Origin of the sequence: Hymenobacter polaris, from assembly GCF_012927305.1 — a bacterium.
Taxonomy (GTDB): domain Bacteria; phylum Bacteroidota; class Bacteroidia; order Cytophagales; family Hymenobacteraceae; genus Hymenobacter; species Hymenobacter polaris.
In genome coordinates, this window is record NZ_JABBGH010000003.1 from 134708 (window position 1) to 158808 (window position 24101).

Annotated in this window: 14 protein-coding genes; 3 read left to right on the forward strand and 11 right to left on the reverse strand. The window is 61.8% G+C overall.

Annotation, left to right across the window (positions count from 1 at the left end; translation table 11 throughout):
* Positions 1-17: 17 nt before the first annotated feature.
* The 7 genes from rnr to HHL22_RS16995 all read right to left on the reverse strand — a co-directional run bounded on the left by rnr (position 18) and on the right by HHL22_RS16995 (position 13826).
* Entirely contained in the window at positions 18-2525 is a 2508-nt protein-coding gene (rnr, locus tag HHL22_RS16965) for a ribonuclease R (protein WP_169532606.1), read from the reverse strand.
* Positions 2526-2661: 136 nt separating this feature from the next.
* Entirely contained in the window at positions 2662-4560 is a 1899-nt protein-coding gene (locus HHL22_RS16970) for an ABC transporter ATP-binding protein (protein ID WP_169532607.1), read from the reverse strand.
* Positions 4561-4715: 155 nt separating this feature from the next.
* Positions 4716-5363, reverse strand: coding sequence for a lipoprotein signal peptidase (locus tag HHL22_RS16975; protein WP_169532608.1), 648 nt, complete (start codon positions 5361-5363; stop codon positions 4716-4718).
* Positions 5364-5395: 32 nt separating this feature from the next.
* Positions 5396-6076 (reverse strand): lipoprotein signal peptidase, encoded by a 681-nt coding sequence (locus tag HHL22_RS16980; RefSeq protein ID WP_317172685.1) that lies wholly within the window; start codon positions 6074-6076, stop codon positions 5396-5398.
* 133 nt (positions 6077-6209) lie between these two features.
* Positions 6210-9695: an isoleucine--tRNA ligase gene (gene ileS, locus HHL22_RS16985; protein WP_169533497.1), complete on the reverse strand. Its 3486-nt coding sequence runs from the start codon at positions 9693-9695 to the stop codon at positions 6210-6212.
* 130 nt (positions 9696-9825) lie between these two features.
* Entirely contained in the window at positions 9826-12261 is a 2436-nt protein-coding gene (locus tag HHL22_RS16990; protein WP_169532609.1) for an efflux RND transporter permease subunit, read from the reverse strand.
* 53 nt (positions 12262-12314) lie between these two features.
* A complete protein-coding gene (locus tag HHL22_RS16995; protein ID WP_169532610.1) occupies positions 12315-13826 on the reverse strand; it encodes a glycine--tRNA ligase in 1512 nt (503 codons plus the stop codon).
* Positions 13827-14095: 269 nt separating this feature from the next.
* Here HHL22_RS16995 and HHL22_RS17000 point away from each other — a divergent pair, with 269 nt between their 5' ends.
* The 3 genes from HHL22_RS17000 to HHL22_RS17010 all read left to right on the forward strand — a co-directional run bounded on the left by HHL22_RS17000 (position 14096) and on the right by HHL22_RS17010 (position 19000).
* The gene (locus HHL22_RS17000; RefSeq protein ID WP_206680739.1) at positions 14096-16501 is read left to right on the forward strand and encodes a TonB-dependent receptor; all 2406 of its coding nucleotides are present in this window, start codon (positions 14096-14098) and stop codon (positions 16499-16501) included.
* Positions 16502-16507: 6 nt separating this feature from the next.
* Positions 16508-17497 (forward strand): DUF4249 domain-containing protein, encoded by a 990-nt coding sequence (locus HHL22_RS17005; protein WP_169532611.1) that lies wholly within the window; start codon positions 16508-16510, stop codon positions 17495-17497.
* 99 nt (positions 17498-17596) lie between these two features.
* Complete coding sequence (locus HHL22_RS17010; RefSeq protein ID WP_169532612.1) at positions 17597-19000, forward strand: inorganic phosphate transporter; 1404 nt, start codon at positions 17597-17599, stop codon at positions 18998-19000.
* A gap of 185 nt (positions 19001-19185) precedes the next feature.
* On the opposite strand, the gene HHL22_RS17015 is transcribed toward HHL22_RS17010, so the two are convergent.
* From HHL22_RS17015 to HHL22_RS17030, 4 genes are all read right to left on the reverse strand, one after another.
* Positions 19186-19665, reverse strand: a complete 480-nt coding sequence (locus HHL22_RS17015; protein ID WP_169532613.1) for a hypothetical protein — start codon at positions 19663-19665, stop codon at positions 19186-19188.
* A 197-nt stretch (positions 19666-19862) separates the two neighbouring features.
* Entirely contained in the window at positions 19863-20357 is a 495-nt protein-coding gene (locus tag HHL22_RS17020; RefSeq protein ID WP_169532614.1) for a DUF4385 domain-containing protein, read from the reverse strand.
* Positions 20358-21189: 832 nt separating this feature from the next.
* Entirely contained in the window at positions 21190-22860 is a 1671-nt protein-coding gene (locus tag HHL22_RS17025) for an Ig-like domain-containing domain (protein ID WP_169532615.1), read from the reverse strand.
* Between the two features lie 278 nt (positions 22861-23138).
* Complete coding sequence (locus HHL22_RS17030) at positions 23139-24044, reverse strand: class I SAM-dependent methyltransferase (protein WP_169532616.1); 906 nt, start codon at positions 24042-24044, stop codon at positions 23139-23141.
* Positions 24045-24101 lie beyond the last annotated feature (57 nt).

Below are 24101 nucleotides of genomic sequence, written 5' to 3' on the forward strand. Positions count from 1 at the left end.
CCACGCGGAGGGCGACCTTATCGCCGCCGCTTGCCGCCGCCACCGGGCCGGCCGTCGCTACCCTTGCCGCTACTGCGACCACCGCCGCCCCGGTTGCCACCGCCCCGGTGCCCTCCTCCGCCGCTACGGCCGGCTTCGCGCTCGGCGCGCTCGCGCTGCTTCACGGCGTCGGGGCGGTTATCGACCAGATCCATGTCGATGGTGCGGTCGAGGAGGTTAGCCGAGGTGACGACCACCTGCAGCTCGTCGCCGAACTGGATGATGCGCTTGCTGCGGCGGCCTATGATGCGGTAGTTGTCCTTGTCCAGCTCCCACTGGTCGCCGGGCAGCTCGCTCAGGCGTATCATGCCCTCACACTTGTTTTCCTCAATCTCGACGTAGATGCCGCGCTCGGTGAGGCCCGATACCACGCCGCGGAACTGCTCGCCCACGTGCTTGCCGATGTACTCGACCTGCTTGTACTTGATGCTGGCGCGCTCGGCATCGGCGGCCAGCTTCTCGCGGCGCGACGAGTGCTTGCACTCCTCCTCCACCGGCTCGGCTTCCACGTTCTTGCCGCCTTCCAGGTAGTGTTCTAGCAGGCGGTGGGCCATCATGTCGGGGTAGCGGCGGATGGGCGAGGTGAAGTGTGAGTAGTGCGCGAAGGCCAGTCCGAAGTGGCCTAGGGGCTCGGTAGTGTAAATAGCCTTCGACATGGACCGGATAGCCAGGCCCTGGATGACGTTCTGCTCGGGCTTGCCCACCACGTCCTCGCTGAGCTTGTTCAGCTCGGTGCTGACTTTTTTGGGGTTGCTCAGACTGAGGGTGTGGCCGAACTTCTGGGCGAAGAGGGCGAAATTCTGAAGGCGGTCGGGGTCGGGCGCGTCGTGGGTGCGGTACACCATCGTGAGGCGCGGCTTGGTTTTCTTCTTGTTGAAGACGTACTCGGCCACGCCCTTATTGGCGAGCAGCATGAACTCCTCGATGAGCTTGTGCGCGTCCTTGCGCTCCTTCACGTACACGCCTAGGGGGTTGCCCTGCTCGTCGAGCTTGAACTTCACCTCCTGGGTTTCAAAGCTGATGGCCCCCTTGCGGAAGCGCAGCGCCGAGAGCTGCTTGGCGATGCCGTTGAGGGTATTGATTTCGGCGGCGTAATCGCCCTCCTTGGTTTCGATGCGCGTCTGCGCTTCCTCATAGGTAAAGCGGCGGTCGGAGTGGATGATGGTTTTGCCGAACCACGACTCGTGCAGCTTGCCCTTCTCGTCCAGCTCAAACACGGCCGAGAAAGTCAGCTTGTCCTCGTGGGGGCGCAGCGAGCAGAGGCCGTTGCTGAGGTTTTCGGGCAGCATCGGAATCACGCGGTCCACGAGGTACACCGAGGTAGCGCGGTGCTTGGCCTCGCGCTCCAGCTCGGTGCCTAGGGTCACGTAGTGGGTCACGTCGGCGATGTGCACGCCGATTTCCCAGTGCCCGTTCTCCAGCTGCCGGATGCTCAGGGCATCGTCAAAATCCTTAGCGTTGTCGGGGTCGATGGTGAAGGTCGTGACCTTACGGAAGTCACGGCGCTTCTTGATTTCGTCGCGCTTAATCTTCTGCGGAATGGCTTCGGCCTCCTCCTCTACGCCGCCCGGAAACTCGAAGGGCAGCCCGAACTCGGCCATGATGGCGTTTATCTCAGCCTCGTTCTGGCCGGCCGCGCCGAAGTTGCGCACGATGGTGCCCACCGGGTTGCGGCCCTGGTCCTGGTGCTCGGGAAAGTCGGTGATGCGCACCAGCACCTTGTCGCCGTTGCGCGAGTCGGCCAGCCCGTCGGGCGGCACCATCACGTCGAAGTAGGCCTTGCGGCTGTCGGGCTTCACGAAGCCAATGGAGCCGTGCACCTGCAGGCGGCCCACCACTTCGGTGCGCTGCCGCTTGAGCACCTCCACCACATCGCCGGTTACGCGGCCGTCGCGGACGCCGCGCAGGCGCACCCGCACCAAGTCGCCGTCCAAGGCGTAGCGCAGCTGGTCGGTGAAGACGCGGATGTCGTCGCCCTCGCCGTCCTCACGCACCACGAAGGCGAAGCGCGGCGTGGCCAGCGACACCGTGCCGATGAGGGTATTGCTGTCGCGCTGCGGCCGGGTGGGACCGTCGCCCACGTGGTCGAAGCCGGCCGAGCGGCGGCGGTGCACAATGGGGTCCTGGCCGAACTCGTCTTCAGGCTGCATGGTGGGGGCTGGTTCGGCCTTTTTCGGCTTTTTGCGGCCCTTGGCGGCACTGGCAGCCACTTGCAGGTCAGTAGGGCTAGCCAGGCGGTAATCGTCGTTTTGCAGGTGCTCCAGGCGGCCCTGCTGGCGCAGCTCCTTCAAGATGCCGAACAAGTCGTCGCGCTGGGTTTTAGTGGTGATGCCGAGGCGGCGCGAGAGCTGCCGGTAGCCTAGCACCTTGTCGGGGTTGTCAGCAAACTGGCGGTATACTACGTCGGCGGAGAGGGCGTGCCCGGCGGGGGCGGCCGCCTTCGCGCGAGGGGCGCGGGGGGCGGCGGGGTCTTGGGGGTTTTTCATGGGGGTTGTAAGACGGCCGCCGAACAGCTTAACGGAAATCGACTAAGGCGGCCTGAAAAAAGTAGAGCGGAGTGGCACTCCGCTCCCGCAAAAGAACGAGCCGACTACCGGCCCGGAAGCGGAGTGCCACTCCGCTTTACAGCTGTACCCTAGCCCGGATGCGGGCCGGGTCGTCGCTAGGGATGGCGGCGAGCAGCTGCTGGGTATACGGATTCTGCGGGTGCGCGTACACCTCAGCGGCGGGACCGGCTTCCACGATGCGACCCTGGCTCATCACCAGCAGCCGGTCGCTCATGAAGCGGGCCACCGACAAGTCGTGGGTGATGAACAGATAGGTGATGCCCAGCTCCCGCTTGAGATCGTTGAGCAGGTTCAGCACCTGGGCCTGCACGCTCACGTCAAGCGCCGACACCGACTCGTCGCACACAATGAGCTTGGGCCGTAGCGCCAGCGCCCGCGCAATGCATATGCGCTGCCGCTGCCCGCCGCTAAACTCGTGCGGGTAGCGCTGCTCGGCATCATCGCTGAGGCCCACGGTGCGCAGCAGCTCGCGCACCCTGGCCCGCTGCTCGGCGCGGCTGCCGCCCACGCCGTGCACCCGCAGCGGCTCCAGTATCGCCTCCCCCACCGTCAGCATCGGATTGAGCGCCGCGTAGGGGTCCTGAAATACCAGCTGAAACTCGCGCCGCCGGTGCCGCAATTCGGCGGCCGGCAGCTGGGTCAGGTCGGTACCCTCGAACAGGATGCGGCCGCTGGTTGGTTCAGTGAGTTGCAGCAGGGTGCGGCCTAGGGTCGTCTTGCCGCAGCCTGACTCGCCTACCAGCCCCACCGTCTCGCCGGGGTAGATGGTGAAGCTGACATCATCCACGGCTTTCACGAACTCGGTTTTGCGCGTGAAAAAGCCCTTGCGGATGGGAAAGTACACGCGCAGGTTTTCGACCTCAAGCAGCGGTATAGGGGCGGGGCTTACTCCCGCCCACCTATTTACGCCGTTCACAGTGTCCGCATTCAAGTCGTCCAACGGCCGGGCGGGGGCAAGCCCCGCCCCTACGGCATCAACTACCGCCGTGGAACGCCCTTTTTGTTCCACGGGGAACGGTTTGGAACTTTCGCTTTCTGGTCGTAACTCCCCGGGCGCGGCCGCCGCGCTGGTTTCGGGCCGCGCTATGAGGTTGCCAGTGGTATCTACGGCCATAAAGTCGCTGACTACCGGCAGCCGCTCGCGGCCGATGGACAAGCGCGGGCGACAAGCCAGCAGGCCTTTAGTGTAGGGATGCTGCGGGTTGGTAAAGATGTCGAGCACCGTGCCCTGCTCCACCACCCGGCCCCGGTACATGACTAGGATGCGGTCGGCAATCTCGGCCACCACGCCGAGGTCGTGGGTGATGAAAAGCACGGCCGTGTTGTGCTCGCGCCGTAGGTCGCGGATGAGGTCGAGGATGCGGGCCTGCACGGTTACGTCGAGGGCCGTGGTGGGCTCGTCGGCGATGAGCAGGGCGGGGCGGCAGGCCATGGCCATAGCAATCATCACGCGCTGCTTCTGGCCGCCGCTTATCTCATGGGGGTAGCTTTTGAAGATGGCCGCCGGGCGCGGCAGCTGCGCTTCGGCAAACAGCTCAATGGTGCGGGCTTCAGCCTCGGCTGGCCCTAGGGTGGTGTGCAGGCGCAAAGCCTCCACCACCTGGCTGCCGCAAGTCAGCACCGGGTTGAGGGAGGTCATCGGCTCCTGGAAAATCATGCTGATGTCATTGCCTCGCACCTGTTGCAGCTCGGCCTCGGAGAGCTGCAACAGGTCGATGTCGCCCAGCTTCTTGGAGGCAAAGCGCGCCGTGCCGCTCTCGATATGCGCCGCCGGTTTGGCTAGCAGCCCGAGCAGTGCCAGCGAAGTCACCGACTTGCCCGAGCCGGACTCGCCCACGATGGCCACCACCTCGCCCCTAGCCACCTCAAACGAGATGCCCGCCACAGCCTGGGTGTTCGTGCGCCGCGAGCGGAAATCGACGGTGAGGTTCTGGACGGTAAGGAGGAGGGGCATTTCGTGGAGGTTTTATCGTTTAAAAGTAGGTGTACAAAACAGAACGTCATGCTGAGCTTGTCGAAGCATCTCTCCTATGCCGCTAGAGTATCGTTCAACGATGCGGCAGAGATGCTTCAACTTTGCTCAGCATGACGTTCTGTTTTGCTTCCTCCCTACCCTACCGCCGTCTCGGCTTCCGCCGCCTGCTCTTGTTTGAAGAAGCGGCCTTGCAGCAGCAGGATGAGTGCCACGCCGATGAAAATAAATGAGTCGGCTAGGTTGAATACTGGGAAGCCAAATGTGTATTGGCCACCGACGAAAGGCAGCCAAGCGGGCAGTTGGCCTTGGTAGAGAGGCACATAAATCATGTCAATGACGTGGCCATGAAACCAACCTAGCGGCTGGTAGGTCTGCTCGTCACGTTGATGATAAAGCACGCCGTAAAAAATAGAATCGAGGAGGTTACCCACGGCTCCGCCTAGAATAAGACTCAGGCAAGCAATGAAGCCGGTGTGGACATGCCGGCGCACTAGCAATGCGATGTAGTAGCTAAGAGCCACCACAGCCAGCAGCCGAAAGCTAGTGAGTAGTAACTTACCGTAGGTAGTAGGCAGCTGCGCCCCGAAGGCCATACCAGGGTTTGTAGTGTAAAGCAGGTTGGCCCAAGTACCTAGCACATGAATTTCGCCAGCACCGCCAGGCTGCATGTAGGTATGCACAGCCCACTTGCTAGCTTGGTCAAGACCGATAACCAGCACGGCGAGCAGAAAGTAAGGCACAGCCCGGCGGAACGTTTCAGCAGTGGAAGCGACGGTGTGCATAAGTAGTGGCAGAGGCGTGGGGGTCGACTAAATTAAGCTGCCGAAGCGTCGGCAGCGACATTAGCTTCTGCCGCCCGCTCCTGCTTGAAGAAGCGGCCTTGCAGCAGCAGTATCAGCGCTACGCCGATGAAGATGGACGAGTCGGCCACGTTGAAAATGGGCCACAGCGACACGTATTTGCCGCCTACCAGGGGCCAAGCGGCGGGCAGGAAGCCCTCGTAGATGTCCACGTAAATCATGTCGATGACCTGGCCAAAAAACCACTTGCTGGGGGCACCGAAAGGGGCGTTGTTATAGAGCACGCCGTAGAAGATGGAGTCGAGCAGGTTGCCCACGGCCCCACCCAGGATGAGCGCTATGCAGGCCACGAAGCCGCGGGCGGCGCGGTGGCGCAGCAAATACACGATATAGTAGCTCAGGCCGCCCACGGCCAGCAGGCGGAAGCCGGTAAGCAGCAGCTTGCCGTAGGGCGGCGGTAGCTCCACGCCGAAGGCCATACCGGGGTTGATGGTGTAGTGCAGCTTCAGCCAGTGACCGATGAGAGGTATCTCGCCGGGCAGGCCAGGGGCCATGTAGGTGTGCACCAGGTACTTGGAAAGCTGGTCGAGGGCGATAACCAGCAGGGCCAGTAGGAAAAAAGGCAACGCACTGCCGCGCCGCGCCGGGCGGGCTACGGGCAGCGAGGAAGAAGCTACAGGCGAATCAAACTCCACGGTGAAACTCTAATTACTTTGTACTGTTTTATACCGAATTAGGAGATTTTACTACCTTCTAAAACGGCACCACGCACGGTTTGTGCGCGGGAAAACCCGGCCGCATTTTCAGGTGCGGCCGGGCTACTCACTATCAGGCAGTTACAACTTGTAGCTGCGCCGGCACCTGAAAGTCGTCGAAATCGAGCTGCTTGCCGCCAGCCACGTCGCTCGCAAAATCCAGGCGCTGGGCCTGCACCTCCTCGCGGATGTAGTCGCCGAAGTGCTGCACGGCGGCGTGCAGTTCGGCCGGCGCGGCGGCCCCTAGGGTCACGCTGATGCGGTCCTGCACCTCGAAGCCGGAGTCTTTGCGCAGGTTTTGGAGGCGGTTGACCAGCTCGCGGGCCAGGCCTTCCTGGCGCAGCTCGTCGGTTAGGGTCACATCGAGGGCCACGGTGAGGGGGCCGTCGGTGGCCACCAGCCAGCCGGGCAGGTCGTCGGTGCGGATTTCCACGTCCTCGGGCAGCACCGGCGTGGGGCCGCGGCCGTCCACGTTCAGCGTCACCTCGCCGGCAGCCACGGCGTTAATTTCCGCCTCCGTCATGGCCTGGATGCGGGCGGCCACGGCCTTCATCTGCGGGCCGTACTTCTTGCCGAGCACCTTGAAATTGGGCTTCACCGACTTCACCAGCACCCCGCTCGTGTCGTCCAGAAACTCGACGTGCTTCACGTTCACTTCGGCGCAAATCAGGTCCTCGACCTTGCCGACCTGCTCCTTGGTGGTATCGCTGAGCACCGGCACCAGGATGCGCCGTAGCGGCTGGCGCACCTTCAGCACCGACTTCTTGCGCAGCGAGTGCGTGAGCGAGCTGATGCGCTGGGCCAGGTCCATGCGCTCCTCCAAGGCGCTGTCGATGAGCGCAGTATCGGCCTGCGGCAGGTACGTCAGGTGCACCGACTCGGCCGCGTCGGTCTGGGCTTTGGTGAGGTTCTGATACAGCCAATCGGCGAAGAAGGGCGCGACGGGAGCCATGAGCTGCGCCACTACCCCTAGGCACTCGTGCAGGGTTTCGTAGGCGGCCTGCTTGTCGGTGGTCAGCTCGCCCTTCCAGAAGCGGCGGCGCGAGAGGCGCACGTACCAGTTCGAGAGCTGGTCGGTGACGAACTCCTGCACGGCGCGGGCGGCCTTGGTGGGGTCGTAGCTGTCGTAGTGGCCGCGCACTTCGGCCAGCAGCGAGTGCAGCTTGCTCAGAATCCAGCGGTCTAGCTCGGTGCGCTCGGCCACGGGCACCCTAGGGGCCTGGCCGGCCGCAAAGCCATCGAGGTTGGCGTAGAGGGCGAAGAAGGAGTAGGTATTGAACAGCGTACCGAAGAACTTGCGCTGCACCTCTGTGATGCCAGCCGGGTCGAACTTGAGGTTGTCCCACGGCGGGGCGTTGGCAATCATGTACCAGCGCGTGGCATCGGGACCGTACTGGGCGATGGTGGCAAACGGGTCCACGGCATTGCCGAGGCGCTTGCTCATCTTGTTGCCGTTCTTGTCGAGCACCAAGCCGTTGGCAATCACGTTCTTAAACGCCACCGAGTCTTCCAGCATCACCCCTAGGGCGTGCAGCGTGAAGAACCACCCGCGCGTCTGGTCCACGCCCTCGGCAATGAAGTCAGCCGGGAAATTCTGGGCGAATTTCTCCTGGTTCTCAAACGGGTAGTGCCACTGCGCGTAGGGCATGGCCCCGCTATCAAACCACACGTCAATCAAGTCCGGCTCGCGGTACATAATTTGCCCGCTCGGCGACACCAGAAATACGTCGTCCACGTAGGGCCGGTGCAGGTCGAGCTGGCCGCTGGCTACCAGCGGGTTGTGCGTCATCACCTCGGCGGCAATGGCCTTCTCAATCTCGGCGTTCAGCTCGGCGATGCTGCCGATGCAGCGCTCCTCGGTGCCGTCCTGGGTGCGCCAGATGGGCAGCGGGGTACCCCAGTAGCGCGAGCGGCTCAGGTTCCAGTCCACCAGGTTTTCGAGCCAGTTGCCGAAGCGGCCGGTACCGGTGCTCTCGGGCTTCCAGTTGATGGTTTTGTTTAGCTCAATCAGCCGGTCTTTCACGGCCGTGGTCTTGATAAACCACGAGTCGAGCGGGTAGTACAGCACCGGCTTGTCGGTGCGCCAGCAGTGCGGGTAGGTGTGCTCGTACTTCTCGGTTTTGAAGGCCGTGCCGTCCTTGCGCATCCGAATGGCGATGCTCTCGTCCAGGGTTTTATAGTCGGCCCCGCTTTGGTCGTGGCCGTCGTAGTTCTTCACCCAGCGCCCGCCAAACTCGCCCATCTGCGCCACGTAGCGGCCCGTACGGTCCACCACCGGCCCCAGCTTGCCCTGGTCGTCGGCCACCAGCAGCGCGGGAATCCCATTCTGCTGCGCCACCCGGAAGTCGTCCGCGCCGAAGGTGGGCGAGATGTGCACGATACCCGTGCCGTCCTCCGTCGTCACAAAGTCGCCAGGAATCACGCGGAATGCGTTTTCCTCGCCTTCGAAGGCAGGGAAGCCCTGGTCTTGGCCGAACAGGCGGTGGTAGTAGAGGCCGACGAGGTCGGAGCCAAGAACGGTTTTGACAACTTTAAAAGGCAACTTATGCCGGCTTACAATTTTGTCAAAAATATTTCTCTGCCGCTCGTCTTCAAAAGTCGCTTCTACAGGCGATTCTTCTCCAGATTCTAACCACCGAGAAACTGCCTCAGAGAGCATAGAATCTTGAGCAGCTAAAGAAGCTGTAGCCTCATCTGAAAAGTACCGACCCACTAAATCAGTAGCCAGAATTACAACTATTGGCTGCCGGGTATATTGATTGAATGTACGGACTACTGAATAGGAAATGTTTTTCCCAACTGCCAGCCCCGTATTAGCGGGCAGCGTCCAGGGCGTAGTCGTCCAGGCTAGGATGTACACGTTGTCCCCCTCCCCTGCTGCCGTAAACAACTTTTCCGACTTCTCATCCCGCACCACCTTGAACTCGGCCACGATGGTCGTGTCCTTCACGTCCTTATAGGTGCCAGGCTGGTTCAACTCGTGCGAGCTGAGGCCGGTGCCGGCGGCGGGCGAGTAAGGCTGGATAGTGTAGCCCTTGTAGAGCAAGCCCTTATCGTAGAGCTTCTTGAGCAGCGCCCAGCAGCTCTCGATGTAGTCCGGCTCGAAGGTGATGTAGGGGTTGTTGAGGTCTACCCAGTAGCCCATCTGCTGCGTTAGCTCGTCCCACTGCGCCTTAAAGCGCATCACGGTTTCGCGGCAGCGCTGGTTGTACTCCTCGACGCTGATTTTCTTGCCGATATCTTCCTTCGTGATGCCCAGCTCCTTCTCTACTTGCAGCTCGATGGGCAGGCCGTGGGTGTCCCAGCCGCCCTTGCGCGGCACCTGCTTGCCCAGCTGCGTCTGGTAGCGGCAGAAGATGTCCTTCACCGCCCGCGCCATCACGTGGTGGATGCCCGGCTGCCCGTTGGCCGAGGGCGGCCCCTCGTAAAACACGAACGTGGGCTGGCCCTCGCGGCTGCTCACGCTCTTCTCAAAAATGCCGTTGGCCTCCCAAGTTGCCCGCACGTCTTGCGCGAGGCGGGCATAGTCGAGCGGCTGCTTGTATTCGGGGTAGTTCATAAAATCATCCGTCATGCTGAGCCTGCCAAAGCACCTCTACCGAACATCACTCGAACGATGTGGTAGAGATGCTTCGGCAGGCTCAGCATGACGTGCTAATAGTTTTTTCAACAACAAAAGTCGGCCGGATTTAAATCGTCTTGGCCGGGGTACGCTCTACGCTCAGGCGCTGCAGGTTCTGGTCGATGTCGTCGTCTTCTTCGTGGTAGCTCTCGTCGTAGTGGTGAATGAGGGCCGTTTTGGGCGTTTTCCAGCTGCCACCGCGCTCAAAGGTTACCAGCAGGGCCGGCAAAAATACCAGGTTCGAGAAGTTGGTAATGAGCAGCGAAGCGCCCATAAGTACCCCTAGGGCCTTGGTGCCGCCAAACTCGCTGAAACCGTAGATGCTGAAGCCAATGAAGAGCACGATACTGGTGTAGAACATGCTCGACCCAGCCTCGCTCAGCGTGTTGGTAATGGCCTCGCTCACGCTCTTGCCCGCCATGGCCATCTCCTGCCGGAACTTGGCCAGCAAGTGGATGGAATTATCACCGTCGATGCCCAGGGCAATGACGTAGATGAGAGCGGTGGCGGGCTTGAGCGCGATGCCGAAATAACCCATCACGCCGGCCGTCAGCGTCAACGTCAAGATATTAGGTATCAGCGCGTAGAAGATGGTACGGAATGAGTGGAACAGTAGCAGCACCACCACGGCTACCAGCCCGAAGGCCCACATTAGGCTTTCGCCTAGGGTGCCAATTACGTACTCGTTACCCTTGGTGAAAATGACCGTGGTGCCAGTGCGGCGCACGCTCATGTCGGTGCCGGCGAAGATGCGTTTGATGGCCGGGTCAATGCGTTTATTAACCAGCGTATCAAGCTTATGCGAGCCAATGTCGGCAATTTTCACGCTGATGCGGGCGCGCTGCTGCGTGCTGTCCACGAATGTTTTGAGCAGCTTACTGGTGGAGTTGGCACCCTGGCCTTGCGAGTTGGCCAAGTAGCTTAAAATGAAATTCTTGTCGTCGTTATCGGGTAGCTTGTAGAAATCCGGGTTGCCGTTATAGAATGCCTGCTTGGCCGCTTTCAAAAACGTAACCATGCTCAGCGGCGTTGATAGCTCGGGCTGCGCCTGCAAGAACTTATCAAATTGGTCGATTTTCTGCAGGTTAGGCAGTTTTAGCAAGCCCTTGGGTTGCTTGGTATCCACCACAAACTCTAGGGGCATTACGCCGCCAAAACGCGCTTCGAAGAAGCTGAGGTCTTCATTTACCGAGCTTTTCTTGGGCAGGTCGTCCACCATAAACGACACGGCTTCGATGCGCGAAATACCGATGGCTGCCAGCCCCACTAGCACCGCCGCCGTGATGTAGATGGTGCGCCGACGCCGCAGCACAATGAAGTCGAGGAAGTGAATGATGCCCACCAGCGGCTTCGAGTCGAGGTGCTCGAGCTGCTTGTCGGTGGGGCCGGGCAGGTAGGTAAACACCGCCGGAATCATGATGAAGCTGATAACGAACGCCACGAAGATGTTAATCGTGGCCACCAGCCCAAACTGATACAGAATGGCGATGTCGGTGAACGTGAACACGAAAAAGCCAATGGCCGTGGTCGTATTGTTCACCAGCGTAATCAAGCCAATCTTGCGGATAACCCGCGTCATGGCCAGGATTTGGTTGCCCGATTTGCGGTAGTCGTAGTGATAGCGCGAGAGCAGGTAGGTGCAGTTGGGCACGCTGATAACCACCAGAATAGACGGTATCAGGCCCGTGAGCAGGTTAATCTTGAACCCTAGGAGCACGATGCTGGCCACGCACCATATCATGACGATGATGACGACCAGCAGCGGCACTACCACCGCCGACCACGTGCGGAAGAACACGTAGAGAATAATGGCCATCACCACCACCATCAGCCCGGCAAAGAACTTCATCTCGGCCGACACCTTGCTCGTCATCGTGGAGCGCACGTAGGGCAGGCCGGCGTAGTGCAGCTTGATGCCCGATTCCTTTTCAAACTTCTCGCTCAGGTCCAAGATGTTACTCATCACGGCCTGCCGCTTGTTCGAATTCAGGAACGACGGGTCCATGGTCACGGCCAGCAGCGTGGCCCCGGTGCGCGGCGCAATTACCTGCCCCTGGTAAAAGGCGATGCTGTTGACAACGCCCATCAGCGAGTCGAGCTGCGCCTGCGACCTAGGGGGCGCCCGGAATATCGGGGCCGTTACGAAGCGGTTATTCACCGTATCCTTCTCAATCTGAATGAGCTTGGGCAGGCCGAGCACGCCGGACACGCCCGGCACTTTCACCAGGTCGTTGGCTAGCTGGTCGTAGAGCCGGAAGTTCTTGAGCTTATACACCGACGAGTCCTGCATCCCGATAACCAGGATGTTACCGTCCTCGCCAAAGGTTTTCTTGAACTGCTGGAAGTACACCATGTCGGGGTCTTCCGGGCTCACTACCTGCGCAAAGTCATAGGTCATCTCCACGTTGCGCGCCACGTAGGCCATGCCTAGGGTAGCCAGGCCGATAAGCAACAGCAGGATGCGCCGGAACTTAATGATAAAAAGGGCGATATGTCCCCACATAGGCTTTAGAACTTAACTGGTACACGCCGCCCTAGCTTACTTCCAGGCTACGGCTACAATTTCGCAAACACCGTTTTGAAGCTCACACGCTCGCCGATGTATGCCCGCAACGCACTAATGGGCATTCGAGTTTGCTCGCGGGTGTCGCGGTCGCGCACCGTCACGGTGTCGTCCTCCAGGGTTTGGCCGTCTACCACAATGCAAAACGGCGTGCCAATGAGGTCCTGGCGGGTGTAGCGCTTGCCAATGGCGTCCTTGTCTTCGATAACTAGACGGAAGTCGAAGCGCAAGCTGTCGAATATTTCCTGCGCTTTCTCGGGCATGCCGTCCTTGCGCACTAGCGGGAAGATGGCGGCCTTGATGGGGGCCAGGGCCGGGTGCAGCTTCAGCAGGGTACGGGTTTTGGTGGTTTGCTCCTCCCCTTCGCCTTCCGTGATGGTTTCTTCCTGGTAGGCCTGGCAGAGCGTGGCCAGAAACAGGCGGTCGGCGCCCACGCTGGTTTCTACCACGTAGGGCACGTAGTTGCCATAGGGCTTGCCGGTGTCGGGGTTCAGGTCGTTGTCGAAGTACTGCTGCTTTTTGCGACTCAGGTTCTGGTGCTGGGTCAGGTCGAAGTCCGAGCGCGAGTGGATGCCCTCAATTTCCTTGAATCCGAACGGGAACTCGTACTCGATGTCCACGGCCGCCTTGGCGTAGTGGGCCAGCTTGTCGTGGTCGTGGAAGCGCAGCTTTTCCGGGGCCAGGCCAATGGCCTCGTGGAAGCGGCGGCGGGCGGCCTTCCAGGTGTCGTACCACTCGCCCTCGGTGCCGGGCCGCACGAAGAACTGCATCTCCATTTGCTCAAATTCGCGCATGCGGAAGATGAATTGCCGGGCCACAATCTCGTTGCGGAACGCCTTGCCAATCTGCGCGATACCGAACGGAATTTTTTGGCGAGCCGACTTCTGCACGTTCAGGAAATTCACGAAGATGCCCTGCGCCGTTTCAGGCCGCAGGTACACCGGCGGCGCGTCCGAGTCTACGGCCGAGCCTTGGGTACTGAACATGAGGTTGAACTGCCGCACGTCGGTCCACTTGGCCGAGCCCGAGAGCGGGTCCACGATTTTCTCGTCCAAAATGAGCTGCTTCACGCCGGCCAGGTCATTTTCGGTCAGCAACCGGCCTAGGGTAGCCGTGAGAGCGGCGGCGCGCGCGGGGTCGCCGGCGCGCTCGTACTCGGCGGCTTTTTCCTCGATGAGCACGTCGGCGCGGTAGCGCTTCTGGCTGTCGAGGTTGTCGATGAGCGGGTCGTTGAAGCCGGCCACGTGGCCGCTGGCCTCCCAAGTGCGCGGGTCCATGAAGATGGCCGCGTCGATGCCCACCACGTTGCCGTGCAGCTGGGTCATGGCCTCCCACCACAGGCGCTTGAGGTTGTTTTTCAGCTCCACGCCGTTGGGGCCGTAGTCGTACACGGCGGCCAGGCCGTCGTAAATCTCCGACGACTGGAATACGAAGCCGTATTCCTTGGCGTGGGCCACAATATCTTTTAGCTGGGTATTTTCAGAAGTAGTTACGGGCTTGCTCATAAGCAGCAAAGGTAGACCGCAGATGCAAACCGATTTAACGGCTTGCGCCGCTACGCTTACTGCCTGGGCTGGCTACGCCCGGCGGCACACCGGGTGGCTATCGGCGGCTTGGCAGCGACTAGGGGCCTAGGGAACTTGGCGCGGGAGCCAGTGGCAACCTTTTGAGCGGCAAGCGGCTCGTGAAGTAAGCATGTACTTGGCGGGCCATTCTTTACTTTTGAAAGAATATTTATTTTGCTATTCTTCTAGGTTTTTCTTTTTTCCACGCTTTGACGCAACTTGTACGCTGCCTGCTCCCGGGCTTGCTATTAGGCACTGGGCTGCTAGCCCATGCGCAAACCCCTAGCCACCTCACCATCAGCGGCTACGTGCGCGACGCGGCCAGCGGCGAAAGCCTGCCGGGCGTGACGGTGCGGCACCCCGCCAGCGGCCTGGGCACCGCTACCAACACCTACGGCTTTTACTCGCTGACGCTGCCCGCCGCGGGGCTCGACTCGGTGCGGCTGGTGGCCAGCAGCGTGGGCTACGCGGGGCAACGCTGGGCGGCCCCCGCCACGGCCCGCCTAGAACACGTTTTTCGGCTGCGGCCCGCCACCAACGAGTTGGCTGGCGTAGAGGTGCTGGGAGCGCAAGTGAGCGACGAGCAGGGGCCCACCAGCACCCGCATGGGCACCATTAGCGTGCCTATTGCCCAAATTAAAAGCCTGCCCAAGCTAATGGGCGAAACCGACGTGCTGAAGGTGCTGCAACTGCTGCCGGGCGTGCAAAGCGGCAACGAGGGCACCAGCGGCCTGTACGTGCGCGGCGGCTCGCCCGACCAAAACCTCATCTTGCTCGACGGCACGCCGGTTTACAACGCCTCGCACTTGTTCGGCTTCTTTTCGGTGTTCAATGCCGATGCGCTGCGCAACGTGGAGCTCATTAAGGGCGGCTTTCCAGCGCGCTACGGCGGGCGGCTGTCGTCGGTGCTCGATATTTCCCTCAAGGAGGGCAATATGCAGGAGTTTCACGGCGAGGGAGCTATTAGCCTAGTGGCCTCGCGGCTCACGCTGGAAGGGCCCATCAAGAAGGACGTGGCCTCGTTTATCGTGAGCGGGCGGCGCACCTACCTCGACGTGCTGGCCCAGCCCTTCATTAAGTGGCAGTTGGGCCACCAGAACCGGGCGGGCTCCCTAGGTTACTACTTCTACGACCTCAACGGCAAGCTCAACTGGAAGGTGGGCCATCGCGACCGGCTGTACTTGAGTGCCTACCGTGGCTACGATAATTTTTACGCCAACCTGCGCGACGAGCCCGAAAACCCCAACGACTACTCCCGCTCAAACAATGCCCTGGGGTGGGGCAACCTCACGGGCAGCCTGCGCTGGAACCACACCTTCGGCGACAAGCTTTTCCTCAACACCCACTTCACCTACAGCCAGTACCAGTTCGATGTGGGCGCCAGCCAGGAGCGGCGCTACCCCGACAACGGCCAGGTGGTGAGCAGCGCCAGCGCCCTGCGCTACCTCTCCAACATCCGCGACTGGACGCTGAAAACCGACTTCGACTACGTGCCCGCGCCCAACCACTACGTGCGCTTCGGCGTGCAGCTCATTCGGCACACGTTTTTACCAGGCGCCTTCACGCAGCAAGACAACGCGGGCGGCGTGGCCAACGCCACGGGCACCGGCAGCCGCACGCTGGCCACCGAAAGCGCCGCCTACGTGGAAGACGACTACCGCCTCAGCAACCGCCTGAAGGTCAACGCCGGGCTGCGGCTAAGCAGCTTCTACGTCAACAACCGACTCTACCCTTCCCTCGAGCCGCGCCTGGCCGCCCGCTACTTCCTCACCCCCGACTGGGCCCTGAAGGCGTCGTACGCGCGCAATGCGCAGTTCATTCACCTGCTCACCAACAGCGGCATCGGGCTGCCCACCGATTTGTGGGTGCCGGCCACGGCCACCGTGCGGCCCCAGGTGGCGCAGCAGTTTAGCCTAGGGGCGGCTCGCACGCTGCACCGCGGGGGCGAGGACTTTGAGTTCAGCGTTGAGGCCTACTATAAGCCGCTGCAAAACCTGGTGGAGTACCGCGAGGGCGCCAACTTCGTGAACACCACCGACAGTGACTGGGAAAGCCAGGTAACCAGCGGCCGGGGCTGGGCCTATGGGGCCGAGCTGTTCATTCAAAAGAAAACCGGCCGCACCACCGGCTGGCTGGGCTACACCCTGGCTTGGAGCAACCGCCAGTTTGCCGAGCTTAACCAGGGCCGCGTATTTCCCTACAAGTACGACCGGCGGCACGACATTTCGCTGGTCGTTATCCACCATTTTAGTCCCACGCTCACCCTATCGGGCACCTTCGTGTACGGCACCGGCAACGCCGTTACCCTCACCTCGGGCCGCTACCAAACGGCACCCTACGAGGTGTACAGCGACTTTGGCGACCGCAACTCGTTTCGCATGGCCGCCTACCACCGCCTCGACCTGGACCTGAGCAAAACCAAGAAGAAGCGCTGGGGCGAAGTAGTCAACAGCCTGTCCATCTACAACGCCTACAGCCGCCAGAACCCCTACTACCTCTACTTCGTGCAGGCCGACATTGACCCGAATAACAAGGTCGTGCGCTCGCCGCCCGGCTACCGGCAGGTGTCGCTGTTTCCCATCATTCCGTCGGTTAGCAAGGCCTTTAAGTTTTAAGCTGCGATGAAGCAATTCCATACCCTAGGGGCCCTGTGGGCGACCACGGCGCTGCTAGCCGGCTGCGAGTCGGTGGCCAACATTGAGCCGCCCGCCCACACCCCGCGCTTGTCGGTAGCCTACACGCTGAGCAACCAGCCGCGCACGGCCAACGACCAGCAGTTTTTTGACGCTCGCAACCTCTACGTGAGCACCAGCCACAGCATCACCGAAACCAGCGCCATCCTGGGCCGGGCCGATGCGACGGCGCAGCTGCTCGATGCCACCGGGCAGGTGGTGGAGACATTTCGCCCTAGGGGCCGCTCGGGCTATGGCTCGGCGCCGGGCGACAGCCTGCAGGGCTACTACGTGCCGGTGCGAGGCTACGTGGGCCAGCCGGGCCAGCGCTACACGCTGCAAGTAAGCGCGCCTGGCCTGCCGGCCATCGAGGCTACCCTCGCGCTGCCCGCCCCCGCCACCGTGGAGGCCGGCAGCTTTGCCCCCGACCCCGCCGCCAATCAGTACCAGTTTAGGGGGCGGCTGGCCTTTACCATCGCCGACAATGCCGCTGCCACCGACTACTACCTGGCCTACGCCCGCCTGCTCGACGCGGCAGGCCAGCCCTGGGGGCCGGTGCAGCAAGACTACGCTAGCCGCAACAACGAGGGCATCGACTTGCGGCTCAATCGCTTCGACCTGTCCGAGCCCGGTAATTATTACCGGCGGCTGCCCGTGAGCGATGCTGGCCGCAACGGCCAGCGCCTGAGCTTCGGGGCCGATGTGACGGCCTACCCTTACGGGGGCACCGGCCAGCCCGGCCAGTTGCCCCCGGCCTATTTGGAAGTCATCGTCAGCAGCATTCCAGCCGAAACGTATCAGTTCTACCAGTCGGTGCAGCGCTACTACGACACCGACGGCAATCCCTTTGCCGAGCCCGCCCCGTTGCGTTCCAACGTGGCCAATGGCTACGGCCTTTTTGCTGGCGCCACCGACACTAGGCTGCGCATCAAGCTCTAGTCTAATTCGTTCTGATTTAGCCAACAATTCCGTAACATGCCCGTCGCTGAAGGCGGGGTTAATTTTGGGGGCCGAAATCACCCTCCCCGGCATCCTTTTATGTTCGGACTCGAACCCCATGTATTACTGCTACTAGGCGTTTGCTTATTAGCAGCTTGCGCATTCGAATTTGTCAACGGCTTCCACGACACGGCCAATGCCGTGGCTACCGTCATCTACACCAACACGTTGCGGCCGTGGGTGGCCGTGGTGTGGTCGGCGTTCTGGAACTTCATTGGCGTATTTGCCGGCGGCATTGGCGTGGCCATGGGCATCGTGTATTTGCTGCCCGTCGAGAGCCTCGTGGACCAAAACGTGTACCACGGCATTGCCATGGTGGGCGCGCTCATCGTGGCGGCCATTATCTGGAACGTGGGCACCTGGTACTTCGGCATCCCTTCCTCGTCGTCGCACGCGCTCATCGGCTCTATCCTAGGGGTAGGCATCGCGTTTTCGCTGCTGCCCGGCGGCAAGGGCGCGGCCGTGAACTGGGCCAAGGCCGGCGAAAGCGGCATGGCGCTGCTGCTGAGCCCCATCTTCGGATTCACGCTCACCATCATCGCCATGTTTCTGCTCAAGCGCCTCACCAAAAGCAAGGCGCTCTTCAAGCAGCCCCACAAGCGCAAGCCCCCGCCCCTCTTCATCCGCCTCACGCTCATCACTACCTGCACCCTGGTCAGCTTCTTCCACGGCTCTAACGACGGGCAGAAGGGCGTGGGCCTCATCATGCTGATTCTCATTGGTATCGTGCCCGTGCATTTCGCGCTCGACAATAATAAGAATCCGCTCGACCTGCGCGACTCGGTGCAAAAGATAGAGTACGTTATCGGCCGCGTGAACGCCACCGAGTTGAATGCCAAAGACCAGCAACTGCTGGCCGAGGTGCGCACCCAAACCACCAACCTCGACCGCATTTTTGCCGGCAAAACGCAGGTGGCGCAGCTGCCTGCCAATGCGCGCTTTGACATTCGCCGTGCCATTTTGCTACTGGCCAACCGCGGCAAGCAGCTGCTGGCTTCGCCCAGCGTGAGCCTGAGCACCGCCGACCGCAGTACCTACGCCCAGGCCACCGACGAGATGAAGAGCTTCACCGACTACGCGCCCTGGCAGGTGTTGCTCATGGTGTCGCTGTCGCTGGCCCTAGGCACCACTATCGGCTGGCAGCGCATCGTCAAAACCATCGGCGAGCGCATCGGCAAGGAGCACCTCACGTATGCGCAGGGTGCCAGCTCCGAGCTGGTGGCGGCCGCCATGATTGGCTTCAGCACCCAAAGCGGCCTGCCCACGTCCACCACCCACGTGCTCACCTCCAGCATCGCGGGCAGCATGGTGGCCAGCCGTGGCATCAAGAATATCAACCCCCAAATGGTGCGCAGCATCGTGCTGGCCTGGGTGCTCACGCTGCCCGTCACGATGGTGCTGGCGGGGTCACTGTTTCTGCTGTTTCGCAGCTTTAGCGGATAGGCAAGTAAATTTATTCTCCGTATAATGCAAAAAAGGCCAACCTAGTCAGGTTGGCCTTTTTTGGGTTCTAGCTAAGCGGCTTAGCTGGCTTATGCACCGGCAATGGTAGCCAAATAATATTGCCTTCATAGAGTTATCCACTTATCCACACTAAAAAAGGGCAATTTTGTGGATAACTTCGGAAACTATTTTGGCCACTGCACTTCCAGGTCATCGTTGATGAATACCCCGAAATTGACAAATTGTAGCTTGCCTTCTTCAAAATAAAGGTCAATCATGGCTTTTTCGTAGGAGAGGCGCATCTCACCGCCTTCCATAGTTTCCAGCTCGGCCGTGCCCTGGCCGTTCCGCTCCATCAGGCTGCGGATTTCGTCGAGCGGGCGGCCCTGAATCGGCTCGCCGAAGAGTCGCAAACTGGGATTGTCGGTTTCGATGCAGCTCAGGCGGAAGTCGTCCTCGCGGTCGAAATACAGCGACAGCAGGTGGTCGTCCTCGTAGTAGTTCCAGGCCTGGTGCTCAAACTCGTCGTCGTCCTCCGACTCGTCAATCTCCTCAGGCTCGCCCACCAGGGTGCGCACCTCGTCCATGGAGGTGCCGAAGCGCAGCGGCCCCATGCCGGTGCCCAGGATAATCTCGTTTTCTTCGATGCTGCTTGGGGTGCTCATATACAAAATGTGGGGAATGTGACAGGTGTGAGAAGCTGGAAATGAGCTACCTAAGGCAGGTGCCTAGGGTGGAAATGTGGATAAAGCCGTGGATAACTTTCGCCGGCTGCTGCCTTGCTGCCGCCACTGCCGGGCTTATCCGTTTTCTTGACTGGCTCGCCTTCAACTGGCCCCAAAGGTAGCGGGTGCGGGGCGGGCTACTTGCCGTAGCGGGCCTCGAAGGCCGCTTTTTGGCGCTGGTACTCGGGGTGGACTTTGGCCTCGTCCCACTTGGTTTTGAAAATGGCAGCGGCTTCTACCTTGTCGGGGTCGGGCTGGGCGGTGCGGGGTAGCTCGGCGCGGCCGTGGGCGCCGCTTTGGCCTTTTTTATCGGCGGGTACCGGGCCGGCGTACTTCTTGCCGCCCGCGTGGTTGGCGTAGCGCCGGGCCCTGGTGAAGCCCATTTGCAGAAACTTGCGCGCCATGTCGGCCCCCACAAAGTCGTGAGCTGCCAAATAGTCCTCGAAGAGCTTCCAAATGGCGGCCGACGACTCGCGGGCCGCCGCCGCGTCTTTAAAGCGCCAGTGGGGCAGGATTTCGCCTTTGTAGGGCTGCACCAGCAGCACGCCCTGCTCGCCCCGGCCCACGCGGTAGCGCTCGGGGTGCTGCCGAAAGTCGAGGTGCGCAAAATCCTGGTCGTAGTTGAAGGGCATAAGGGGACGCGTTTGCGGACTTGTTCGGGTTTCGGGGCCGGTGGGTTGCGCCTGGGTTAGGGGCCTAGGGCCCGCGCCCACCCGAAGCCCCCAACCCAGGCGCGAACTCAGCCGACCAGAGTTTTCCACGTCCTAATAAGATTAATTAAATTTTTTTAAAAAGCTTTCTCTTTATTTCCACTCGTTAGGACAGTGGATAAGTGGAAAACCCCGCTCACTTGTGCACACTGTGGATAGGGGGTGCATAAGTTATCCACTATTCACCGGCTATCCACAGGCAATGTGGATAGTAAACTATTGATTACTAAGCAATTATCCTACTTATTCACTATTCACAGCACTTATCCACGTGTTCACAATCCACCGCCTGGGGGCAGTGTGAATTGGGCGCGCCGCTGGGGATAGTTATTCACCGTTATCCACCGCCGGCCGCACCTGTGCGGGGAGCGGCGTGGGCAACTAAACTTTTACCCATCTTATCCACGGCGCCCGGTGGGTTTTCCCCCAGGTTGTCCACAAAAAACTGCGCCGCCGCGCTCGCCTGTGGAATAGCCTGTGGATAAACGGTGCATAACCCGCAAAAAAGGCCCTCAGTAACTTGTAGCGCCTAGTAAGTTTTCCACAGAGCTTCTCCCCTAGGCGCCCAAGCCGCTGCGAGCGCTCCGTTAGCCGCCCCTGGAGCCCGTGCGGGTACCAGTCACCAAGCGTCCCAGGGCCTAGCAAACTGGCAAGGCGCCGCAGGAATGGCCGGCAAAAAGAGAAGCCGCCCCAACTTAGCTAGCGGACGCTAGCTAAGTTGGGGCGGCTCGCACCCCCTAGGCCCCCAGCTGGGCTAGAAGCTCAGCTTCTCCTCTATCTCGAAGCCAGCCCTTATTTCCAGTAGCTTGGGGTAGAGGTAAACGGGCTCGGCGGGCTGCTGCAGGTCGGGGTCGCCGGGGTACCAGCGGCCGTCGTTGTTGGCGTCGATGAGTACGCGCAGGCGGTACTTGCCGGGCAGCAGGCGCTCGAAGCGGTAAGAACCCTTGGGCGAGCGCCGCTGCTCCACTACTTCGTATTTCTCGTTCAGCAGCTGCAGAAAAAAGCTCGGCTGCTTGGTTTGAATGGTGCCCAGCAGCACGCCGGTAGGCTCCTGGTCGGTAACTAAAAGGCGCACGGGGCGGCGCAACCCCAGCGACTGGCCCGTGACGGCCCGGAGAGCCGTGGAGTCGAGCTTAATATTGATGAATTTCTGCGCTTTCGTATCCAGCACTACCGTCAGCTGGGTGCCGTTGGGGCTCAGGTAGGCGTCGGCCGGCACGCGCAGGGGGCGGGTGCGCACCGAGTCTTCGGTGAGCGTGCCGGGCGCTTTGCTGGCCACTAGGCGCACGGGTACCAGGAACTTAAACCGCAACTGGCCCTGCCGGTACACCGCGCGCGGACTGCCCTCCAGCACCGTAGCCGCAGCCGGCAGGGCCTTGCGGGCGTTGGAAGTAGGCACCGGAAAGCGCAGGTTTACCGTGTCGCGGCGGGTGTTGCCGGTGCTGTCGGTCACGGCCAGCAGGTAGCGGCCGTCGCCCACGGCGGGCGTTTTAAATACCTCCACCAGCCGGCCCTGGTCGGCTAGCAGCGTGGCGGCGCGCACGGCGGCCGTGTCGGCGCCCGGCGCCAGGGCCGTCAGGCGCACGGCCCGCAGGCCTTCGTCGAAGCGCAGGCGGTTGGCATCGGCGGCGGCTTCGAGGCCGGTGCGGCGCGGGGGCAGGCGGTCGGGGCGCACCAGGGATAGGGTGCGCGCGGCGGTGGTATCGGTGATGAGGAGCGGGGCCGGCAGGTAGGCAATCTTCTCGCCATCATCAAAGCGGCCGTTGCCGTTCTTGTCCACCCAGGCGTATACCCGGTAGGGCGCCACGCGCACAAAGTTGAGTTGAAACTGCCCTTTGTCGTCGGTGCGGGCCAGGTAGTAGGGCGGGTCGCGGCGCACCTTGGTAGTGTCGGCGGCGCGGTAGAGGCCCACCACGGCTTCCTTGGCGGGCAGCCCGGTCAACAAATCCACCACCCGGCCCTGCACGCGGCCCGAGTCGAGGGTGGCGCCCGTGCTGAAGCTCAGGGCCTGGTAGCGGGCGGGCTGGCCCTCGGTCACGTCCACGATGGCCCGCCGAAAGTTAAACGAGTAGGTGGTGTTGGCGTCGAGCGGCTTCTTAAAAATCAGCGAGATAACGTTGCGCTCCTCGCGGGTCGAATAAGCATTATCGGGCGGCAGCTGGGGCGTGATGAGCAGCTGCTTGCTCAGCTCCTTGAGCTGCACCGGCTCCGAGAAGGTGAGGCGGATAAACTGCTGCTTCACGTTGCGGGCCGCGCTGTCGGGCGAGGTAGCCACCAGGCGCGGCGGCGTTTTATCGCGCGGGCCGCCCTGGGGCGAGCCTACGGCCGCGCAGCCACCTAGGGCCGCCAAGGCCAGCAGGCCGGCCGGGCCCCTCCCCCACCACGCACTGCGACGCAGCGGTTTTATAGTCCAGTTTAAACCCAAAGCAGCGTGATAGATAAACGAAACAGCAACGCAAAAGTACCCGCCGCAGTGCGCCCCGCCCGCAAACAAGCAGCGCCCCGCACCAACTGCCCTAGGGCGGCCCGCAGTAGCAAGCAGCTGGTGAGGCGACCAGAAAAACGTAGTCATTCGGAGCTTGCGCAGGACCTTGCCACGGTGACCTTGCTTGCTAAAAGCGCTTACCGAGCAAGCGTGAAAAAGTCCTGCGCAAGCGCAGGATGACAGACGGGTTTCAACCGGCTTTTACTCAAACAAGGCCCCTAGGCCGGCGGGGCTTCGGCCACGTAGAGCACGCTCGAGTAGTTGTTTTCGTGCTGGGCGGCGTGCTGGTTCGAGCGGTAGCCTTGGCGCAGGGTAGCCAGCCGGCCCCGCGCCTGCTCGGCGGGCCGCAGCCCTTCCGACAGCATGCTGACGTAGTAGGCGTCGAGGCGCAAGGGCAGCTGGTGGGTAATGCGCAGGCCGTGGCGCCCCAGCAGGCGGCGCATGGTGGCCGGCGTGAAGTGGTAGAGGTGGCGGGGCACGTCGTAGGCCGCCCAGTAGGGGCCGTAGTGGCGGGCGTCGTGGCTGTCGGCGTTGGGCACGGCCACCAGCAGCAGCCCGCCCGGCCGCAGTGCCGCCAGCAACTGCGCCAGCGTATCGTCGAGGGTGTGCACGTGCTCGAGCACGTGCCAGAGGGTGATGACGTCGTAGCTGGCGGGCGGCAGCGTGGCCAGTTCGGCCGGCTCGCCGATGGGCACGCCCACGCGGGCTTCGGCGTCGGCGCGGGCCTGGGGGTTGGGCTCCAGGCCGGTTACTTCCCAGCCCGCCCGCCGGGCCTGGGCCAGAAAGTGCCCGGTGCCGCAGCCGTAGTCGAGCAGCCGGCCCGGCCGGCCCCCATGGAGCCGGGTGATGAGCCGCGTTTTGGCGCGCACCGTAAAAAACCGCGCCAAGCGGTACACCTGGTTCACGAGCCCGCCGGCCCGGGCATTGTGCGATACGTAGGCCGCCGACTCGTAGTAGCGCCCGATGCTGGCCGCGTCGGGCCGCGGGTTGGTAAATAAGAAACCGCACCGCTGGCACTCATCCAGCACAAACGTCTCCTGGCTCACCGAGCGGTCCGGCACCCGCAGCCGGGGCTGCAGCTTCGTCGACCCGCAAATGGGGCAGGCCGTAAGTAACTCGTTCACTACTTAATAATTATGAATTAAAAAAGAACGTCATGCTGAGCGCAGCCGAAGCATCTC

Coding starts and splice junctions, on each gene's coding strand:
- HHL22_RS16975 (WP_169532608.1), bottom strand. CDS start 5,363: ATGCACACCGTCGCTTCCACTGCTGAAACGTTCCGCCGGGCTGTGCCT.
- HHL22_RS16990 (WP_169532609.1), bottom strand. CDS start 12,261: ATGTGGGGACATATCGCCCTTTTTATCATTAAGTTCCGGCGCATCCTG.
- HHL22_RS16995 (WP_169532610.1), bottom strand. CDS start 13,826: ATGAGCAAGCCCGTAACTACTTCTGAAAATACCCAGCTAAAAGATATT.
- ileS (WP_169533497.1), bottom strand. CDS start 9,695: ATGAACTACCCCGAATACAAGCAGCCGCTCGACTATGCCCGCCTCGCG.
- HHL22_RS16970 (WP_169532607.1), bottom strand. CDS start 4,560: ATGCCCCTCCTCCTTACCGTCCAGAACCTCACCGTCGATTTCCGCTCG.
- rnr (WP_169532606.1), bottom strand. CDS start 2,525: ATGAAAAACCCCCAAGACCCCGCCGCCCCCCGCGCCCCTCGCGCGAAG.
- HHL22_RS17010 (WP_169532612.1), top strand. CDS start 17,597: ATGTTCGGACTCGAACCCCATGTATTACTGCTACTAGGCGTTTGCTTA.
- HHL22_RS17015 (WP_169532613.1), bottom strand. CDS start 19,665: ATGAGCACCCCAAGCAGCATCGAAGAAAACGAGATTATCCTGGGCACC.
- HHL22_RS17020 (WP_169532614.1), bottom strand. CDS start 20,357: ATGCCCTTCAACTACGACCAGGATTTTGCGCACCTCGACTTTCGGCAG.
- HHL22_RS17005 (WP_169532611.1), top strand. CDS start 16,508: ATGAAGCAATTCCATACCCTAGGGGCCCTGTGGGCGACCACGGCGCTG.